We start from the raw sequence: 15,527 nt of genomic DNA on the forward strand, positions 1-15,527 counted from the left end.
AGTCATCAGTTCGGGCGGGGAGCCGGCGCGGCGTGGGGTCCGGCGGAGGCGAGCAGCCGCGCCGCTGTGCCTCCCATGAGGGCCTCGTACTCGGGCGGCGACAGCGGGGCGCTGCCGTCCGGCCACGGCCCGGGGTCCCGGGCAAGCTCGGCCATGCGGGTCACGGACCCGGTCATGGAGGCGAAGGGGAAGTCGGTGCCCCACAGGATCCGGTCGAGAACGCCGCTGCGGCGGGCGTGGGCCAGGGCCTTGGCCACGGTCGGGGGCGGCTGGTAGGAGCCGAAGATGGACAGGTCCGCGTACAGGTTGGCGTGCCGGGCGAGCAGTTCGACGCACGGCCCGGTCCAGGGGGTGCCGAGGTGGGCGAGGATCACCCTCAGGTCGGGGAAGTCCTTGGCCACCTGCTCCACGAGAAGCGGGGAGAAGAAGCGGGGATCCGCCTGGCGCGAGGGCGTGTACCCGGTGTGGATGAGTACGGGGATGCCCAGGTCCGACGCGGTCTCGTACACGTCGTACCACCGGCGGTCGGCGGGTGACATGCGCAGATAGCAGGGGGCCGTCTTCAGTCCGCGCAGGCCGAGGTCGGTCACGGCCTCGCGCAGGCGTTCGGCGGCGCCGGGGGTGCCCGCGTCCACGGAGGCGAAGCCGGTCAGGCGGTCGGGGTGGCGGGCGCAGAGGTCGGCGACGAACTCGTTCGGCACCGAGAATCCCTCGACGCGGCGCACGTCGAAGGCGAGCAGGAAGACGCGGTCGACCCCGGCGGCGTCCATCTCGGCGAGCAGTTTCGCCTCGGGCGCGGACAGGTCCTCGGGCGCCAGGTCGGTGGTGGCCGTCATCTGCTGGGCGAAGCGGGCCGAGTAGTGGCGGTAGTACTCCCCCGCGTGCACATGCGTATCGATGATCATGGCCGCCACCCCGCACCACCGGCGTCCCAGAACAGCAGGCGCACTCCCTTGGGCTCAAGGCGCAGCAGCTTCTCGGCCTCCGGGGCACCGTCCCCCGTCGGGCGCCGCAGCACCGTGTCCACCGGTTCGGGAGCGTGGTTGATCACCACACCGCAGCGCTCGTCGCCGCGCCCGATGACCGTGGTCTCCACCGACGGGTCGTCCGCGGTCAGCGGCACGCGTACGCCCGCCTCCGCGGCGACCGCCTCGTACAGCCGGTGCCAGTCGGCCTCCTGCAGGCGGTAGGGGGCGTTGAGCTGAGCCTCCAGGGGCGCGTTGAGGTAGTAGACGCTCCCCTCGCCGAGGCGGTGGCGGGTCAGGGCGGGCGAGCCGTCGGCGAACGCGGCCAGCGTCTCGGCGCCCGCCGTGTCGATCACCGGGATCGGGCCGGACTCCCAGCGCAGCGGGAACCGTACGCCCGCCCAGTTGAACCCGGCGTGCGTGTCGTCGGCCCGGGTGAAGTCCCGCACGCGGATGCCGAACAGCTCCTCGTCCCCGGCGGCGTCCAGCAGGCTGCCGGTGGAGTACAGCAGCACTCCCCCGGACCTGACGTACCGCGCCAGGCGGTGGCGGTCGGGCAGCGACAACTGCCGCGCCGAGGGACAGATCACCAGTGCGTGACGTGCCAGCTCTGCGTCGCCGCCCGTGAACTCGTAGGGCAGGTGCGCCTGTTGCAGCAGCAGATGGGCGTAGAAGGCGGCGGGCGCGTCGCTGCCCGAGGGTGCCAGGTATCCCGCATCGTCCTGCGGCCCGGTCTCGGGGACGAAGACGCCCACCGGGGCGGGCAGCGGCCTGAACCCGGCAAGATCGCCGGTCACGAGCCGGGTGAACGCCCGGTACTCGGTCAGCGCGGCCTTCTCCCTGCCGTCCTCGGCCAACAGGCCGACCCGCCGTTCGTTGGGCCGCAGCGCGTACGGCTTGCGCTCGGTGGTGAAGTCCTGCCAGCACCAGACGGCGGTGCCGACCGCACCGGCCGCGAAGGCGGAGTGGGCGGCGGCCCGCAGATACTGCGCGGCGGTGGCCTCGTCGCAGCCGTAGCTGCCCAACTCGTCGACGAACACGGGACGGTGGACGCTGCCGCGCCGCACGAGGTAGGGCAGGAAGGCGGTGGCCTTGCGGGCCGCGACGGATTCGATGTGGAACGGCGTCCACACCGGGAATCCGTGCAGCCCCACCATGTCGAGGCGTGCGGCGTTCTCCGGCCGGAAGGCATGGCCGCCGAGCACCGCGGAGGGCTCGTTGGCCTGGAGGACCAGCGTGTCCGGGTCGGCGTCGCGCACGGCTGCCGCGAGCATCCCCCACCACGCGCGCACCTCGTCGGCGCCGAGGGACGCGGACGACCTGGAGTCGACGTGGATCACCTCGTCACCCAGGTCGTAGGCGAGGATGTTCGGCTCGTTCCGCAACTCGGCGGCGATGTGGTGGACAAAGGCCCGCTGCCGTTCGCGCAGGTCCGCGTCGCGCCACAGGTCCCTGCCGTCGCGCCACGGCAGGTCGAACCGCTGGCCGTTCATCCAGATCGTCAGCAGCGAGGGGAGGCACAGCAGTCCGTGCCGGTCGGCGGTCCTTGCCAGCTCCCGCAGCCGGTCGGTCATCGCGGGGTCGTAGACGCCTTCCTTGGGCTCGAAGTCGGCCCAGAAGACGAAGAACCGCACGGTGTTCAGGCCCGCCTCGGCCATCCGGCGGAAGTCGTCGTCGATGCGGGCGCCGTCCCACTCCCGCCAGTAGTCGCACCCCGTCGGCGAGGGGTGGTAGTTGACGCCCGCGCTGACGAAGGGGTGCCCGTCGCGGTGCAGGGCGCCGTCGGCGAACGCGACGCGTCCGCGGCTCACGGTGTCGTCGGCCATGCGGCGCTCACCGCCTCCGCGACCTGCTGGACCTCGTCCTTGCCGATGCCCGGGTGCAGCGGCAGGGAGAGCTGACGCGCCATGACGTCCTCGGTGACCGGCAGTCGGCACGGCCCTCCCCTGGCGCGCTCCTGGTAGGCGGTGAACAGGTGGGTGGGCGGGTAGTGCACGCCGCTCTGGATCCGGGCCGCGCGCAGCCGGTCCTGCAGCGCCTCGCGGTCGGTGCCCTCGGGCAGCACCACCGCGAACAGGTGGTGGGCGCTCTCCTCCACCGGCCGGTCGGCGTACGGCACGGTGATCCCGGGCAGCGGCGCCAACTGCTCGCGGTACATCCGGACCGCGTCCTGCCGGCGCAGCTGCCCGGCGGGCAGGGCGTCGAGCTGGACGCGCCCGAGGGCGCAGCCGATCTCGGTGGGCCGGTAGTTGAGGCCCAGCGTGTCGACGTCGTAAAGGGAGGGCCCGCCGCGGTGCCGCTGCTGGGCGTTGACGGTCAGGGCGTGGGAGCGCAGCCGCCGGATGCGGTCGGCCACGGCGGGGTCGCGGGCGACGACCATGCCGCCCTCGCCCATCGCCAGGTTCTTCGTGGCGAAGAAGCTGAAGCAGCCGATGTCGCCGACCGTGCCGAGCATCCCGTGGACCGAGTCGGTGACGGGGGTGTGGGCGCAGTCCTCGATGAGGGCGAGACCGTGTTCGCGGGCCAGCCGGGCGAGGGCGGTGAGGTCGGCCGGGTAGCCGCCGTAGTGCATGGCGACGATCGCCCGGGTGCGCGGGGTGATTCGGCGGGCGGCGTCCTCGGGGTCGATGCACAGGTCGTGCGGGCCCTTGACGTCGGCGAACACCGGGGTGGCGCCGGACAGGGCGACGGTCGCGGCGGCCGAGACGAAGTTCAGCGAGGGCAGCACGACCTCGTCGCCGGGGCCGAGGCCCAGGCTCAGGACGGCCAGGTGCAGGGCCGCGGTGCCGCTGCTGACGGCGACCGCGGAGCCGACGCCGAGCGCGGCCGCGAACTTGCCCTCGAAGTCCTCGGTGACGGGCCCGGACGACAGCCATCCGGAGCGCAGGACGTGGGTGACCGCATCGATCTCCTCCTGCCCGATCTGCGGGCGGTACAGCGCGATGTCGAAGGCCGTCATCCGGAGCCCACCTCCTGGAACGCGCCGGTGCCCGCGCTCAGTTCGGCCGCGGCGAGACTGCCCAGGTAGCGGGCGCGGTCGGCGCGGAAGGCCGTGGTGGCCCTGGTCAGTTGCTCGGGCGTGCCGATGTCGTGCCAGTCGCCCTCGATGACATGGCCCTCGATGCGCTCGCCCTCGTCCCTCGCGCGGTCGAGCAGGGCGGGCATGTCGTCCCGGCCGCGGGGCGGCAGCAGCCGCCGCAGGGAGGGTTCGAGCACATAGATGCCGCCGCTGACGAGGAAGCTGAGCCGGGGCTTCTCGCGGAAGTCGGTCACCTGCTGGTCCTCGTCGAGTTCCACCACTCCGTGCGCGATGTCGATGTGCTGGCGGCTGAGCGCGACCGTGGCGGCGGCCTGTGACTTCTTGTGACGCGTGATCAGGTCGGCGAAGTCGATGTCGGTGAGCAGGTCCGCGTTCATCACGAGGGTGGAGTCCTCGAAGGGCGGCAGCAGCGCGAGCGGCCCCGCCGTGCCCAGCGGCTCCTCCTCCAGGAAGAAGTCGAGTTCCAGGTCGGCCCAGCGGTTGCCGCCGAAGCTCGCCTCGATCATGTGGGCCTGGTGGCCGAGCGAGAGCGACACATGGGTGAAGCCCGCACTCTGCAGCTGCGCCAGGATGATGTGCAGGATCGGTATGCCGTCGATGGGTACGAGGGGTTTGGGGATGGTCAGGGTGTGGGGCCGCAACCGACGGCCCACACCTCCGGCCAGTACCACTGCTCTCATCGGGCCTTCTCCGTTTGCTTCCGGGCGGCGATCAGCGTGCGGTAGACGGTGTGGACCCGGTCGGCGACCGCGTCCCAGCCGAGTTCACTGCGCACCTTGTCGAGGCCGCGCTCTCCCATGGCGCGGCGTTCGGACGGATCGGCGAGGAGCCGGTTGACCGCCTCGGCGACGGTCGGGGCGGTGGGGCGGACGAGCAGGCCGTCACGTCCGTGGGCGACGATCTCCCCGCTGCCGAGGAAGGTGGACGCGACGACGGGTCTGGCACAGGCCCACGCCTCCACGTACACGAGGGGGAAGAGGTCGACGGTGGAGGGCACGCACAGCAGCTCGCAGGCGGCGAGCGCACTGTGCTTGACGTCCTCGTCGACCATGCCGAGCTCGATGACGCGCGGGTCGGCGTGCCGGGCGAACTGTTCCGCGCAGTCGTCGTCCCAGCGCGGTCCCAGGAACACGAAGGACGTGTCCGGGTGCTCCGCCCAGATCTGCTCGGTCGCCTCCAGGAGCGTGACGTAGCCCTTGGACCGCATCTTGCGGCCCAGGAAGAGCACCACCGGCCCTTCGATGCCGTTCTCCCGGCGGAACCGGTCCGGGTCGGGGGTGCCGGGCAGGTGCGGTCCCTGGCCGATGATGTGCAGTCGGCGTCCGTCGACACCGGCGTCGCGCAGCATGTCGCGCTCCGCCGCGGACAGGGCGAAGACGGCGTCCGCGTGCAGGCATCCCTCGAGTACGGTCTCGCGGTCCGGCCAGAGGTCGGGGGCGGAGGCGGGGGTGACCGCGAACGGCACGCCCCAGGCGCGGGCGAAGTCCAGTCCGGCCGCAATGTCCTGCGGGTGGAACGCGTCGATGGCGTGGACCAGGTCCGCCCGGTCGGTGTCGTCGGGCGTGGCGGGCAGCGGCTGGATGCTCACGCCCGCGCTCCGCATGAACGCCGCGGTGTCCTCGTCGACCGGGTTCGAGTACACCCCGGCCTCCCAGCCGAGCTTGCTCATCGACGCGGCGAGGTACTGCGTCATCAGTTCGGCCCCGGCACGTGCCGGGAAGTAGCCGCGGTGGACGTACCGTACGCGCACGCCGCTCACGCTCCGCTTCCGCGTGCCGCCGTCTCCCGGGGGTGCCGGGCGTACCACTCGCAGGTGCGGCGCAGCCCCTCGCTCAGCGGTACGGCGGGGCGGTAGTCGGTCAGTTCGCGCAGCAGGGAGATGTCCGGGAGGCGCCGGGCCGGGGACAGCGGGGGCGCGGGGTGGACGTCGACGGCGGGGTGCCGGTCCAAGGCGTCGAAGACCTTCCCGGCCAGGTCCTCGATGAGGGTCTCCTCCTGGTCGTTGCCGACGTTGACCAGCAGGGGTTCCTTGGTGGGCAGGGCGGTCAGCGCGGTGATGGCGTCGACGGCGTCGTCGACGTAGCAGAACGCGCGCGTCTGGTCGGCGCCGTGGATCTCGAAGGGGTCCGCGCCGCTGAGGAGCCGCTCGACGAACTGCGGGATCACGTGGTCGTAACCCATCCGGGGCCCGTAGACGTTGTGGAAGCGCACCATGCGCAGGGCGAAGCCGTGGGTGCGCGCGTAGGTGCGGCACAGCAGCTCGCCGGTGATCTTGCTGAAGCCGTACGAGGAGCGGGGCACCGTGAGGTCGGGGACCATCAGCGGCACGTCCTCCCCCGTGGGGACGGCCGCGACACCGGCCTCGACGCTGCCCGCGTAGGCCTCGCTGGACGAGGCGAAGCAGAGGGTGGCCCCGGTCAGCCCGGAGAACCAGTCGAGGAGGTGGACGGTGGTGAGCAGGTTGGTGCGCAGCACCCGCCGGGGGTTGTCGTTGGACTCCGCGACACCGACGACGGCCGCCAGGTGGTAGACCTCGGCGAAGTCGTCCCCCAGCAGCCCGTCGGGCACGGGGGTGGTCAGGTCGTGCTCGACGAGCTCGACGGAACCGAGCAGTTCGGACAGCTCCCCGTCGGACCGGCCCCTGCTGAAGTCGTCGAGCAGCGTGACGTCGCAGGTGGCGGCCAGGCGGCGGGCCAGGTGCAGGCCGATGAAGCCCGCTCCTCCGGTGATCAGGATCTTCTTACGCACGGCCGAGCCTCATCGCCTTCGTCGAGGACGGGAGGACCCGCCAGGTGTCGTAGACCAGGGCCGGGTCCGCCATGCGCGACACCAGGTCGGCGGCGTCCACGTCGCCGTAGCCCGCATGGTCGTTCAGGAGGATGGCCGCGTGCGCGCCGGTGAAGCCCTCGGTCAGGCGGACCGGCCGGACGCCCAGCGACTCGATGCGGGCCGGGGGCACCACGAAGTCGTGGCCGACGATCTCCTTGACCCGGCCCTTGAGGAACGGCAGCAGCCTTTCGTAAGGTGCTCCGCGCAGGTCGTCGGTCTCGGGGCGGCCCTTGTAGGCGAAGCCGGAGATCAGGACCGTGGCGTCGGCCGGGTCCTTGCCCTGCTCCCACAGCGCGGCCAGGACGCGTTCGCCGACCCGGCGCGGCATCGACTCGTTGAGCGTGCGCGCCGCGGTGATCACCTGGGGGGTGTGGTCGTACGCGGCGACCGAGTAGGCCAGCAGGTACGGGTCCTTGGTGAGGCAACTGCCGCCGACGAAGCCGGGCTTGTGCAGGGTGGGCCTGGGGTAGTCGAGGTTGGCGGAGTCGATGACCTCCCGCGCGTCCAGGCCGAGCTTCTCGGTGATGAGGGCGACCTCGTTGCCGAAGCCGTAGATCAGGTCGGTGTGGCAGTTGCACACCAGCTTGACCAGTTCGGCGCACTCCAGCGAGGAGACGGGCACCACCTGGTCGGAGAGGGTGCCGAAGACCTCCGCCGCCCGCTTGCCCGCGTCGTCGCTCAGGCCGCCGACGATCTGCGGCAGGGACAGCAGCTCCGCCAGCGCCTGGCCCTGGATGGTGCGCTCCGGGGCGTACGCGAGCAGCGGTTCGGGGATCCGGTCGCTCAGGATGGGCAGCACCAGGCTCCGCGAGGTCCCCACCGGCACCGTGCTGCGCACGATGACCAGGGTGTTCTCGTCGACGCCCGGCGCGATCGCCTCGGTGGCGGCCCGCAGATGGCTCAGATCGGGTGTGGTGCCGCCCGCCTCGATCGGCGTGCCGACGCAGATGATCACGACGGGGGGCAGCTTCTGCCCGCCGACGTCGGTGGTGACACCGAAGGCACCGCTCGCGGCCGCGCCCCTGATCTCCTCCTCGACGCCCGGCTCGGCCAGTTCGAGTACGCCCCGGGCGAGTTCGTCCGCCACCTTGGGGTTGGTCTCGTAGCCGAGCACGCTTCTGCCCGTGGTCAGCAGGGCGGCGGTGAGTGTGACGCCGACGTAGCCCTGCCCGACGACACACACGTCGTATTCCTCGTACGGCCTGGTCGATGGCATTGACATAGCTCCCTGGAGGTGGCGGGGGAAGGTGGTGCTCATGGAGAGGCGTCCCGTGGCGGCTTGCCGAGGAGTTCCACGACGCCGTCGACCAGGTGCCAGAACAGGCGCTCCCCCAGCTCCGCGGAGGCTCCGACGGCGGAGGACAGCACCCCCTGGTTCGAGATCTCGTCGACGTCGACGGGGTGCCGGTACACCCCGGCGGCCGGCGGCGATGCGTGGCTGGGGCGGTCCGCTCCTACGACGTCCGGGCGGAGGTACATCATCAGACTGGTCTCGGTCAGGCCCGCGTGCTCCGCGTGCCAGCCCGGGAAGTGCGGGATGTGCTCGCCGAGCCAGTCGTCGGCGACCAGGCTCCACCAGCTGAACGCGAGCACCTCGGTGTCGGGGAACAGGGCGTCCTGGGCGCAGCCGTCGATCGCCTCGAAGAGCAGGCCCTCGTTCTCGTAGTGCCCGTTGATGACGACGAGCCGGGCGGGGCCGAGGCGGGCGAGGGAGGTCAGACACTCCGTGAGGTAGTCGATGAAGGGGGCGCCGCCGATGTGCACGGTGCCCGGGAAGTGCAGTCCGCCGCCGCTCTGCGGCAGCGATCTGGCAGAGAAGGGCTGGCCCGGCAGCAGCAGACCGCCGAGCTCCGCGGTCACCTGCCGGGCCAGGGCGTCCGGGATGTCCATGTCCACGGAGAGCGGGAGATGGGGGCCGTGTTGCTCAAGCCCTCCCACCGGCCACACCAGGGTGGCTCCGGCGTCGTGCACGGCCCGCCGCACCTGCGCGCTGGTCAGGTCGCCGTAGCGGGGTACGTTCGTGGTGCGTTGCCGCGTCGCGTTCACCTCATGCCCCCTTGATGCTGCGTCCCACCAGGTCGGCCACCGTGCCGCCGCGCGAGGCCAGCCAGTCGTCGAAGCCCTGGCGGATGTCGCGGAGCGTGGCGTGCATGTTGCGGTGCAGCACCGTGTAGACCTGGACTGCCTCGGCTCCCACGCTCAGGTACTCCGCCACGTCCGTGGCGTCCTTCACTCCGCCGCTCGCCATGACGGGCACGGTCACCCCGTCGCGGCGCAGGCCGAAGATCTCGGCGAGCACGAGGGGTTTGATGCCGGGCCCCGAGTAGCCGAAGGCTCCGCCGAGCCGCACCTCACCGGTGTCCGCGTCGACGGCCAGCCCGGAGATGGTGTCGCTCAGGGTGAGCGCGTCCGCGCCGGAGGCCGTGGCGGCGTCGATGCGCTCCCGCACCCGCTCCCCGATCGCCAGCTTGACGCTGAACGGCACCGGGGTGCGGCGCCGCACCGCCTCGGTGTACGCGGCGACGCGCTCGGGAGTGTCCGTCAGACCGCCCTCGTCCTCGTTCAGGCACGAGATGCCGAGCTCCAGGGCGCTGCTGCCCGCTTCGGTCACGCGCTCGGCCAGATCGGCGAGTTCGGCCGGGGAGTCCGCGTGCACGGAGGTGATCACCGGCAGGTCGTCGTCGGCGAACCGGCGCAGCATCGTGCACCAGTCGTCCACGGAACGACGTGAGTACGTGGTGCTGTTGAGCATGCCGGTGGGCAGGCGGAGCAGGCGTTCGTTGCCCGGGGGGCCGGGGGTGGGGTGGATGGTCTTGGTGACCACGGCCCCCGCCCCGCCCTCGAGGAGTCGGCGGATGTTGCGTTCCTGGTCGGTGAGCAGACCGGAGCCCACGACGACGGGGGATTTCAGGCGCAGCCCGAGGACCTCCACCGGTGCGGGCGCGGAGGTGCTGCCGCCGCTCCCGCCCTTGGCAGCCGTCACTGCGCCATCACGGCTTCCTGGCCCAGCTTCTCGAGCAGCCGGAGCAGTTCGACGGGGTGGGCCTGCGCCTCCGCCAGGTCGAAGACGGTGACGTCGGCGACGGAGGGCAGGCCGCGCAGCAGGTGGCTCGCGTTGACCGCCATCGGCAGCGGGGTGACGACGACGATGGGCTTGCCCAGCGCGGAGGCCCAGCCGAGCTCGACGTGGGTGCCGTCGGTGCGCATCAGTTCACCGGCCCCGTCGACGGGGAGCACCGGTACGAACACGTCGCAGCGGCGCATCCAGCCGATGTCGCGCACACTGACCTGGTCCGGCGAGAAGTTGGGTGTGTCCACGCCGAACTTCTCGGCGACGTGGGCGGAGAAGACCGTGCCGTGCGCGGCCGATACGGCATCGATGATGTCGCCGATCGCATGCTGCAACGGCTGGTGGAATCCGTCTTCACGGATCGCGTGCTGGATGGGACCGCCGACGAACACCTTGACTCCGGTCAGGTCTATGCCGTCCGTGCCGTCGACGCGGACCACCGTGCTGTCACTCATGACATCTCCCGATCTGCTTGGCGAAGCGCGATGTGATGCACCTTGAGCTGCGTGTACTCGTTCAGACCCCATGCGCCGTACTCGACGCCGATCCCGGAGTGCCGGTGACCGCCGAACGGCACGTCGTGCCGCAGGTCGCCGTGGGTGTTGATCCACACGGTTCCGCACTCCGGCCGCCCGGCCAGGTCCCGTGCCCGGTCCTCGTCGCCCCAGAAGGAGCAGCCGAGGCCGTAGGGCGAGGCGTTGACCCGGGCGATCACCTGCTCCAGGTCGTCGTACGGGATGACGGGGACCACCGGGCCGAACTGCTCTTCCTCTTCGAGGCGGCTGCCGGGCGGCAGTTCGGTGACGACGGTGGGGGGATAGAAGTGTCCGGCCCTGTCGAGGGCCCGGCCCCCGGCCAGGACTTCGGCCCCCGTCCCCACGGCTTCGTCGACGATGCCCGCGACCCGTGCCAGCTGGGCCCGGCTGACGAGCGGGCCGTACTCGGTGGCCGGATCGAGGCCGTCCCCCACGACGGCCGCGTTCGCCGCCTCTGCCATGGCTTCGGCGAGCCTGCGGTACTGGGCGCGGGGCGCGTAGACGCGCTTGACCGCGGCACAGAACTGCCCGCTGTTGGTCATGGACCTGGTGAACAGATCGTGTGCGACGGACCGGACGTCCGTGCCGGGCAGTACGACGGCCGGGTCGTTGCCGCCGAGCTCCAGGACGACCCGTTTGAGGTCGGCCGCGGCCTGGCGGGCGATGGCCCGGCCTGCGCCGACCGAGCCGGTGAAGGAGACCATCCGGACCGCCGGGTGGACGGTCAGCCGCGCACCGAGCTCGACGTCGCCGTCCACGACCGCGAACGTGCCGGTGGGCAGGACCTTGCCCAGGATGCGGCCCATCATCAGGCTGGACATCGGCGTGTCCGGCGACGGCTTCAGGACCACGGTGTTTCCGGCGAGGAGCGCGGGGGCGATCTTGCAGACGGCCAGCAGGATGGGGTAGTTGGACGGCGCGATCGCGGCGACCACGCCGTGCGGCACGCGTTCCAGACCGACGCGGGCGGTGGGCTCGTCGACCAGCCGCTCCGGCGTGAGCTCCAGCCGCGCGGTGCTGGCGAACCAGTCGGCCGCCAGGCGGACTTCGGCCCGGGCGTGCTGCAGGGGCTTGCCCTGCTCCCTGGTGAGCAGTTCGGCCATCGGGCCCACCGCGGCCAGCAGGGCGCGGTGACACGACTGGAGCCGTTCGCGGCGTTCCGCCAAGGGGGTCGCCGCCCAGCCGGGGAAGGCGCGGGCCGCGTCGTCCAGCACGGTGTCGAGCTGTTCGGGTGTGCACCCCGGGGCCTCGGCGAAGATCTCGCCGAGCGCCGGGTTCTCGACCGGCGTCGGTCCGTACCGCACGGTTCCGGGGGCGCGTTGATCAACAGATGAGGACATGTGTTCCCGTCACGAGGGGGTCGCGTAGGGGCGGTTGTCGACTGCTGAAGAGAGAGCGGAGCTGAGGAAGAGGGGGGGAGCTGAAGAGGGGGGTGGGGCTGATGGGGCAGCAGCGTCAAAAGGGGAGCGGCTGAAGGGAGGAGGGCGCTGAGGAGGGGAGGGTGCTGAAGGGAGAGCGGTGCAACAGCCGCGGACGGGCCGTCCCCGGAAGGCGGACCTCGTGGGTCACTGTCCGGCATCCCGCTGCCGGAACCGTGATCGATCCGGGCGGCCCTGAGAACAGTCTTGCCGGGACCCAAGTGATCGAACACCCCCACTTTGGGCTATGGTCATCCGGCTACTCCGAAAGCCCGGTCCGATGCGCATGGCGGGCACGGTGAGGTCCGGGAATCATCGTGCGCACGGGAGTGGCACCCCACTCTGCACGCCTGTATCACCTGCACCTGCTCCCATGCCTGTGCCCGAACGGCACGGCATGCCGCGGCGCCGACCGACGGGCAGAACCCGGACGGTCGGCGCACTTCGATACGGCTGCCTGTGCCCCCTACGCGCTGGCGACCCGCCCGGTCGTCCCGCCCGCCGAAACCCGCGGCTCCGTTTCCCCGGTGGACTCGGTGGACTCGGCGCCCTCTGCGTACTCGACGAGCAACCGCTCGATGTCGTTGAGGAATCCGTGGACTTCTGACGGCGTGAGCGCCCGGTGGTCGGCGTTGAGCACCAGCCGGATCAGGCCCGGCGTCTCGTCGTCGATCACGATGAAGAAGGTCTCGCCCTCCTCGAACTCATCGGGACCGACGACGGTTTCGGCCATCGCGGCCCGCAGGTCGGCGCCGGACACCGTGGCACGGCCCTCGGCCGTGTCGGGCAGGGACTGCTCCTCACGGACGTCGTTGAAGCAGTACGAGAGGTCGACCGGCGTCCCGTTCCGCCGGGCGGAGGCGATCAGACCCTCCGCGTCGTCGGGGTCGTAGAGTCCGTTCGCGTACGCGGCGGTGCAGGCGGCGAGGGCGCGGCGTGCGACGTTCTCGACCCGGTCGCCCTGCAGGTCGATCGTCACCGGCACCTCCGCGTGCAGGTTCGCGATGGTGGCCCGCAGTTCCGGGGCCGAGCGGTTGGCGGTGAGCAGGCGCAGGGTGCACGACGGCTGTCCGGCGCGGCGGCCGAGGAGTTGCGCGACGACGGTCAGGAGTACGACGGAGGTGCTCACCCGCCAGCGCCTGGCCACCATCGGGACCGCGAGCGCCACCGCGCGGGACTCCATGCCCGCGCTGTAACGGACCGGGGCCACCAGGCCGCCCGCGCCGCCGACGGATCCGTTCCGCGGCGGGAACAGGGTCGCGGGCGCGCTCTCCAGCTGACGGCACCAGTAGGCATGCGCCCGTGCCTGCAGAGCCCGGCCGCGCGGGGAGTTCTCCCACTGCGCCTGCTCGACGGGCTGCCGTGAGGGCACGGCGGGCGGCAGGGGGCGGCCCGCCGCACGCGCGTCGAGCAGCCGCGTCATCTCATCGGCCAGCAGCCGCACCGACGTCAGGTCCACGGCGAGGTGGGACACGCAGAACGCGGCGAGCACCGGAGCGCCGTCGACGACGGTGACCATGAACCGGATCAGTGGGGCCTGCCCGGGGTCGAAGGCGGTGTGCCGCATCCTGCGCTCCCAGGCCTGCAGCACGCTGTCCGGGTCCCCGTCAGGGGGCAGGGTCCACACCTCGGCCTCGAACTCCGCCGCGTCCACGACCTGTTGGACCAGAGCGCCGTCCACGTCCCGGTGGAACCCGGTGCGCAGCGACTCGTGGCGTCCGAGCAGCTCGGCGAAGACGTCGAGCAGGTCCTCGGTGGTGCCGTGGCCGCGCAGGGGCACCGGGAAACACACGTCGTAGAAGGCTGCGTCGGGTAATTGACGCTGCATCAAATTCCATATGTGCCGCTGGGCACAGGTGGCGGGCGCGGTGACGGCCCGTCGTCCAGCGAAGGGGATGCGGTGCCGGACGAATTCGGCCACGGCGCGGTCCTTTCCAGCACGTCGAGGCGTGCTGCGGGAGGGGGTGGATGCGGGGGTCCGGCGCGGCATGACGCCCCGCGGAGAACCGGCTCGGGATTCGCGCCCGAACGTTCGGTGAGTCGAGTACCCGCGGGCTGCCCGCCCGGATTCACCGTAGCGCCGGCTCCGCACGAACGGCACCCGCGCTTTCGGGGCTGACCGTTCGGGCACAATTCACCGCGTGGGGCTGCCCGATCTGGCGCACCGAACGGGCGCCCACTGGGGGCTTGCCACATCATTCGGGCACCACGAGTATCGGATGCATGCGGGAAATCCGCATGCCCCGCGCCAGGCGGCATCCGGATTTCCCGATATTTGAAAAGGCAGTAACGCACGACCTACGGACTTCCGGACTACCGGCCGGACTTCCGGAAAAGGAGCGGGTCCTGCCCGCCCGGCGACACGCGCTCCACGGCCGCCGAGCAGGCAGGACCGTCAGGCGATGAGACCGTTCTGTATGGCGGTGACCACCGCGGCCGTCCGGTTGGGTGCTCCCAGCTTGAGCAGGAGGCTGGCGACGATGCGTTTGACGCCATGGCTCGAGATGCCGAGGCGCCGGGCTATCTGTTTGTTGCTCAGCCCTTCGGCGAGCAGCGGCAGCACTTCGTTCTCCCGGCCGGTCAGATTGCCGACGCGGCGCCAACGCTGCTGTTCCGGCTCCCGGACTCGGTTCAGCAGCGCCCGGGTGACGGAGGTGGGCATGGGTACCTCGCCCGCCACTATTCCTTGCAGCGCATCCTCGACCGCGGTGGCGGTCAACTCATTCTCGACCAGGAATCCATCGGGAACCGAGGGAGCCGCGAGTATTTCTTCAGGCACGTCCGTACTCGTGAGGAGAAGCAGCACCTTCGGTCGCCGACGCCTGGCATCCATGAGTACGTCTCGACCGGGGCTGTAGTCCTTCTCGTGCAGGAACAGCACATCGACCTGGCTCTTGCCTAAAGTCTCCTCCACCTCGCCCCAGTCGCCGCAGTGTCTGACGTCCCTGACCAAGGGGGTCGTCGACAGCGCGGCGCGCAGCCCGAGCTGCAGGAATCCGTTGCGCACGAGAGTGGTCACCACGAGCTGCTCTCCTGGATACGGGGGGTGGCACAGCGTCTGGCTCACTCGCATTCCTCCTCACTGTCGCCACTCGCCCGGCCGTATCCGACGTGGGGAGTTGACTCCGCCCCGCGCCGTCCACTGGCAGGCCGTGGCAGGCCTACTACCGCGCACACCTGCAATAGATGCGCAGTAGCAAGCGCTTTTCAGCACTGGACACTCATCACAGTACCCAGACGATTCAAGCGACTTCAACCATTCGACTTGACGCGCCACGATCAGGCCGGGCGGCCCGAAAAGGGCGGCCGAACACCTCCTCACCTGGTGATTTAATTTTCAACTCGTGGCTATTCGCACAGACTCGGAGCGGACTTTCTTTTTCGGGTGAAAACAAGTAGCTTCCATGCCACGGCACGACCCGGCCAGGACCGTTTGCATGCCAGGGCAATCCACGCCGCCGCAGATCCGACCCTCAACCCCAGCAAGACGCCCCTGAGCAGGGACGGCCCTCGACTTCCCCTGATCGCAGACGGCTTCGATCACGCCACCTCGCTGCGCGTGAAGGCGACCGCGGGCGACGACCAACTCCACAGGCACTCCACTTCCGGCCAAATCGAATTCACATTGGCGGCCGGAAAGCCCTGTGCGCCACACACCCAGCTATTCGC

At 71.0% G+C, this 15,527-nt stretch carries 13 protein-coding genes; all 13 read right to left on the minus strand.

The window, feature by feature from the left end; translation table 11 throughout:
- Positions 1 to 5: 5 nt before the first annotated feature.
- Positions 6 to 905: an amidohydrolase family protein gene (locus tag ABZV77_RS10295; RefSeq protein WP_356253087.1), complete on the minus strand. Its 900-nt coding sequence runs from the start codon at positions 903 to 905 to the stop codon at positions 6 to 8.
- Complete coding sequence (locus tag ABZV77_RS10300) at positions 902 to 2,791, minus strand: beta-galactosidase trimerization domain-containing protein (protein ID WP_356253089.1); 1,890 nt, start codon at positions 2,789 to 2,791, stop codon at positions 902 to 904. Before ABZV77_RS10300 ends, ABZV77_RS10295 begins: the two co-directional genes overlap by 4 nt.
- Positions 2,773 to 3,924 (minus strand): DegT/DnrJ/EryC1/StrS aminotransferase family protein, encoded by a 1,152-nt coding sequence (locus ABZV77_RS10305; protein ID WP_356253092.1) that lies wholly within the window; start codon positions 3,922 to 3,924, stop codon positions 2,773 to 2,775. The genes ABZV77_RS10300 and ABZV77_RS10305 overlap by 19 nt, the downstream gene beginning before the upstream one ends.
- On the minus strand, positions 3,921 to 4,685 hold the full coding sequence (locus ABZV77_RS10310; RefSeq protein ID WP_356253094.1) for a sugar phosphate nucleotidyltransferase: 765 nt from the start codon (positions 4,683 to 4,685) through the stop codon (positions 3,921 to 3,923). Before ABZV77_RS10310 ends, ABZV77_RS10305 begins: the two co-directional genes overlap by 4 nt.
- Positions 4,682 to 5,755 (minus strand): glycosyltransferase family 4 protein, encoded by a 1,074-nt coding sequence (locus ABZV77_RS10315; RefSeq protein WP_356253097.1) that lies wholly within the window; start codon positions 5,753 to 5,755, stop codon positions 4,682 to 4,684. Before ABZV77_RS10315 ends, ABZV77_RS10310 begins: the two co-directional genes overlap by 4 nt.
- A gap of 5 nt (positions 5,756 to 5,760) precedes the next feature.
- The gene (locus ABZV77_RS10320; protein WP_356253100.1) at positions 5,761 to 6,753 is read right to left on the minus strand and encodes an NAD-dependent epimerase/dehydratase family protein; all 993 of its coding nucleotides are present in this window, start codon (positions 6,751 to 6,753) and stop codon (positions 5,761 to 5,763) included.
- Positions 6,746 to 8,050, minus strand: coding sequence for a nucleotide sugar dehydrogenase (locus ABZV77_RS10325; RefSeq protein WP_356253103.1), 1,305 nt, complete (start codon positions 8,048 to 8,050; stop codon positions 6,746 to 6,748). Before ABZV77_RS10325 ends, ABZV77_RS10320 begins: the two co-directional genes overlap by 8 nt.
- Before the next feature lie 38 nt (positions 8,051 to 8,088).
- Positions 8,089 to 8,880: a creatininase family protein gene (locus ABZV77_RS10330; protein WP_356253106.1), complete on the minus strand. Its 792-nt coding sequence runs from the start codon at positions 8,878 to 8,880 to the stop codon at positions 8,089 to 8,091.
- Between the two features lies 1 nt (position 8,881).
- Complete coding sequence (locus ABZV77_RS10335) at positions 8,882 to 9,817, minus strand: dihydroorotate dehydrogenase (protein ID WP_356253109.1); 936 nt, start codon at positions 9,815 to 9,817, stop codon at positions 8,882 to 8,884.
- Positions 9,814 to 10,359: a nucleoside 2-deoxyribosyltransferase gene (locus ABZV77_RS10340; protein WP_356253112.1), complete on the minus strand. Its 546-nt coding sequence runs from the start codon at positions 10,357 to 10,359 to the stop codon at positions 9,814 to 9,816. The genes ABZV77_RS10335 and ABZV77_RS10340 overlap by 4 nt, the downstream gene beginning before the upstream one ends.
- Positions 10,356 to 11,780 (minus strand): aldehyde dehydrogenase family protein, encoded by a 1,425-nt coding sequence (locus ABZV77_RS10345; protein WP_356253114.1) that lies wholly within the window; start codon positions 11,778 to 11,780, stop codon positions 10,356 to 10,358. The genes ABZV77_RS10340 and ABZV77_RS10345 overlap by 4 nt, the downstream gene beginning before the upstream one ends.
- Positions 11,781 to 12,324: 544 nt before the next feature.
- Complete coding sequence (locus ABZV77_RS10350; protein ID WP_356253117.1) at positions 12,325 to 13,848, minus strand: condensation domain-containing protein; 1,524 nt, start codon at positions 13,846 to 13,848, stop codon at positions 12,325 to 12,327.
- 405 nt (positions 13,849 to 14,253) lie between these two features.
- A complete protein-coding gene (locus ABZV77_RS10355; protein WP_356253120.1) occupies positions 14,254 to 14,925 on the minus strand; it encodes a response regulator transcription factor in 672 nt (223 codons plus the stop codon).
- Positions 14,926 to 15,527 lie beyond the last annotated feature (602 nt).

This window comes from Streptomyces sp. NPDC004732 (assembly GCF_040609235.1).
Classification (GTDB): Bacteria; Actinomycetota; Actinomycetes; order Streptomycetales; family Streptomycetaceae; genus Streptomyces.

Coding starts and splice junctions, on each gene's coding strand:
- ABZV77_RS10305 (WP_356253092.1), bottom strand. CDS start 3,924: ATGACGGCCTTCGACATCGCGCTGTACCGCCCGCAGATCGGGCAGGAG.
- ABZV77_RS10300 (WP_356253089.1), bottom strand. CDS start 2,791: ATGGCCGACGACACCGTGAGCCGCGGACGCGTCGCGTTCGCCGACGGC.
- ABZV77_RS10350 (WP_356253117.1), bottom strand. CDS start 13,848: ATGCCGCGCCGGACCCCCGCATCCACCCCCTCCCGCAGCACGCCTCGA.
- ABZV77_RS10340 (WP_356253112.1), bottom strand. CDS start 10,359: ATGAGTGACAGCACGGTGGTCCGCGTCGACGGCACGGACGGCATAGAC.
- ABZV77_RS10345 (WP_356253114.1), bottom strand. CDS start 11,780: ATGTCCTCATCTGTTGATCAACGCGCCCCCGGAACCGTGCGGTACGGA.
- ABZV77_RS10325 (WP_356253103.1), bottom strand. CDS start 8,050: ATGCCATCGACCAGGCCGTACGAGGAATACGACGTGTGTGTCGTCGGG.
- ABZV77_RS10295 (WP_356253087.1), bottom strand. CDS start 905: ATGATCATCGATACGCATGTGCACGCGGGGGAGTACTACCGCCACTAC.
- ABZV77_RS10310 (WP_356253094.1), bottom strand. CDS start 4,685: ATGAGAGCAGTGGTACTGGCCGGAGGTGTGGGCCGTCGGTTGCGGCCC.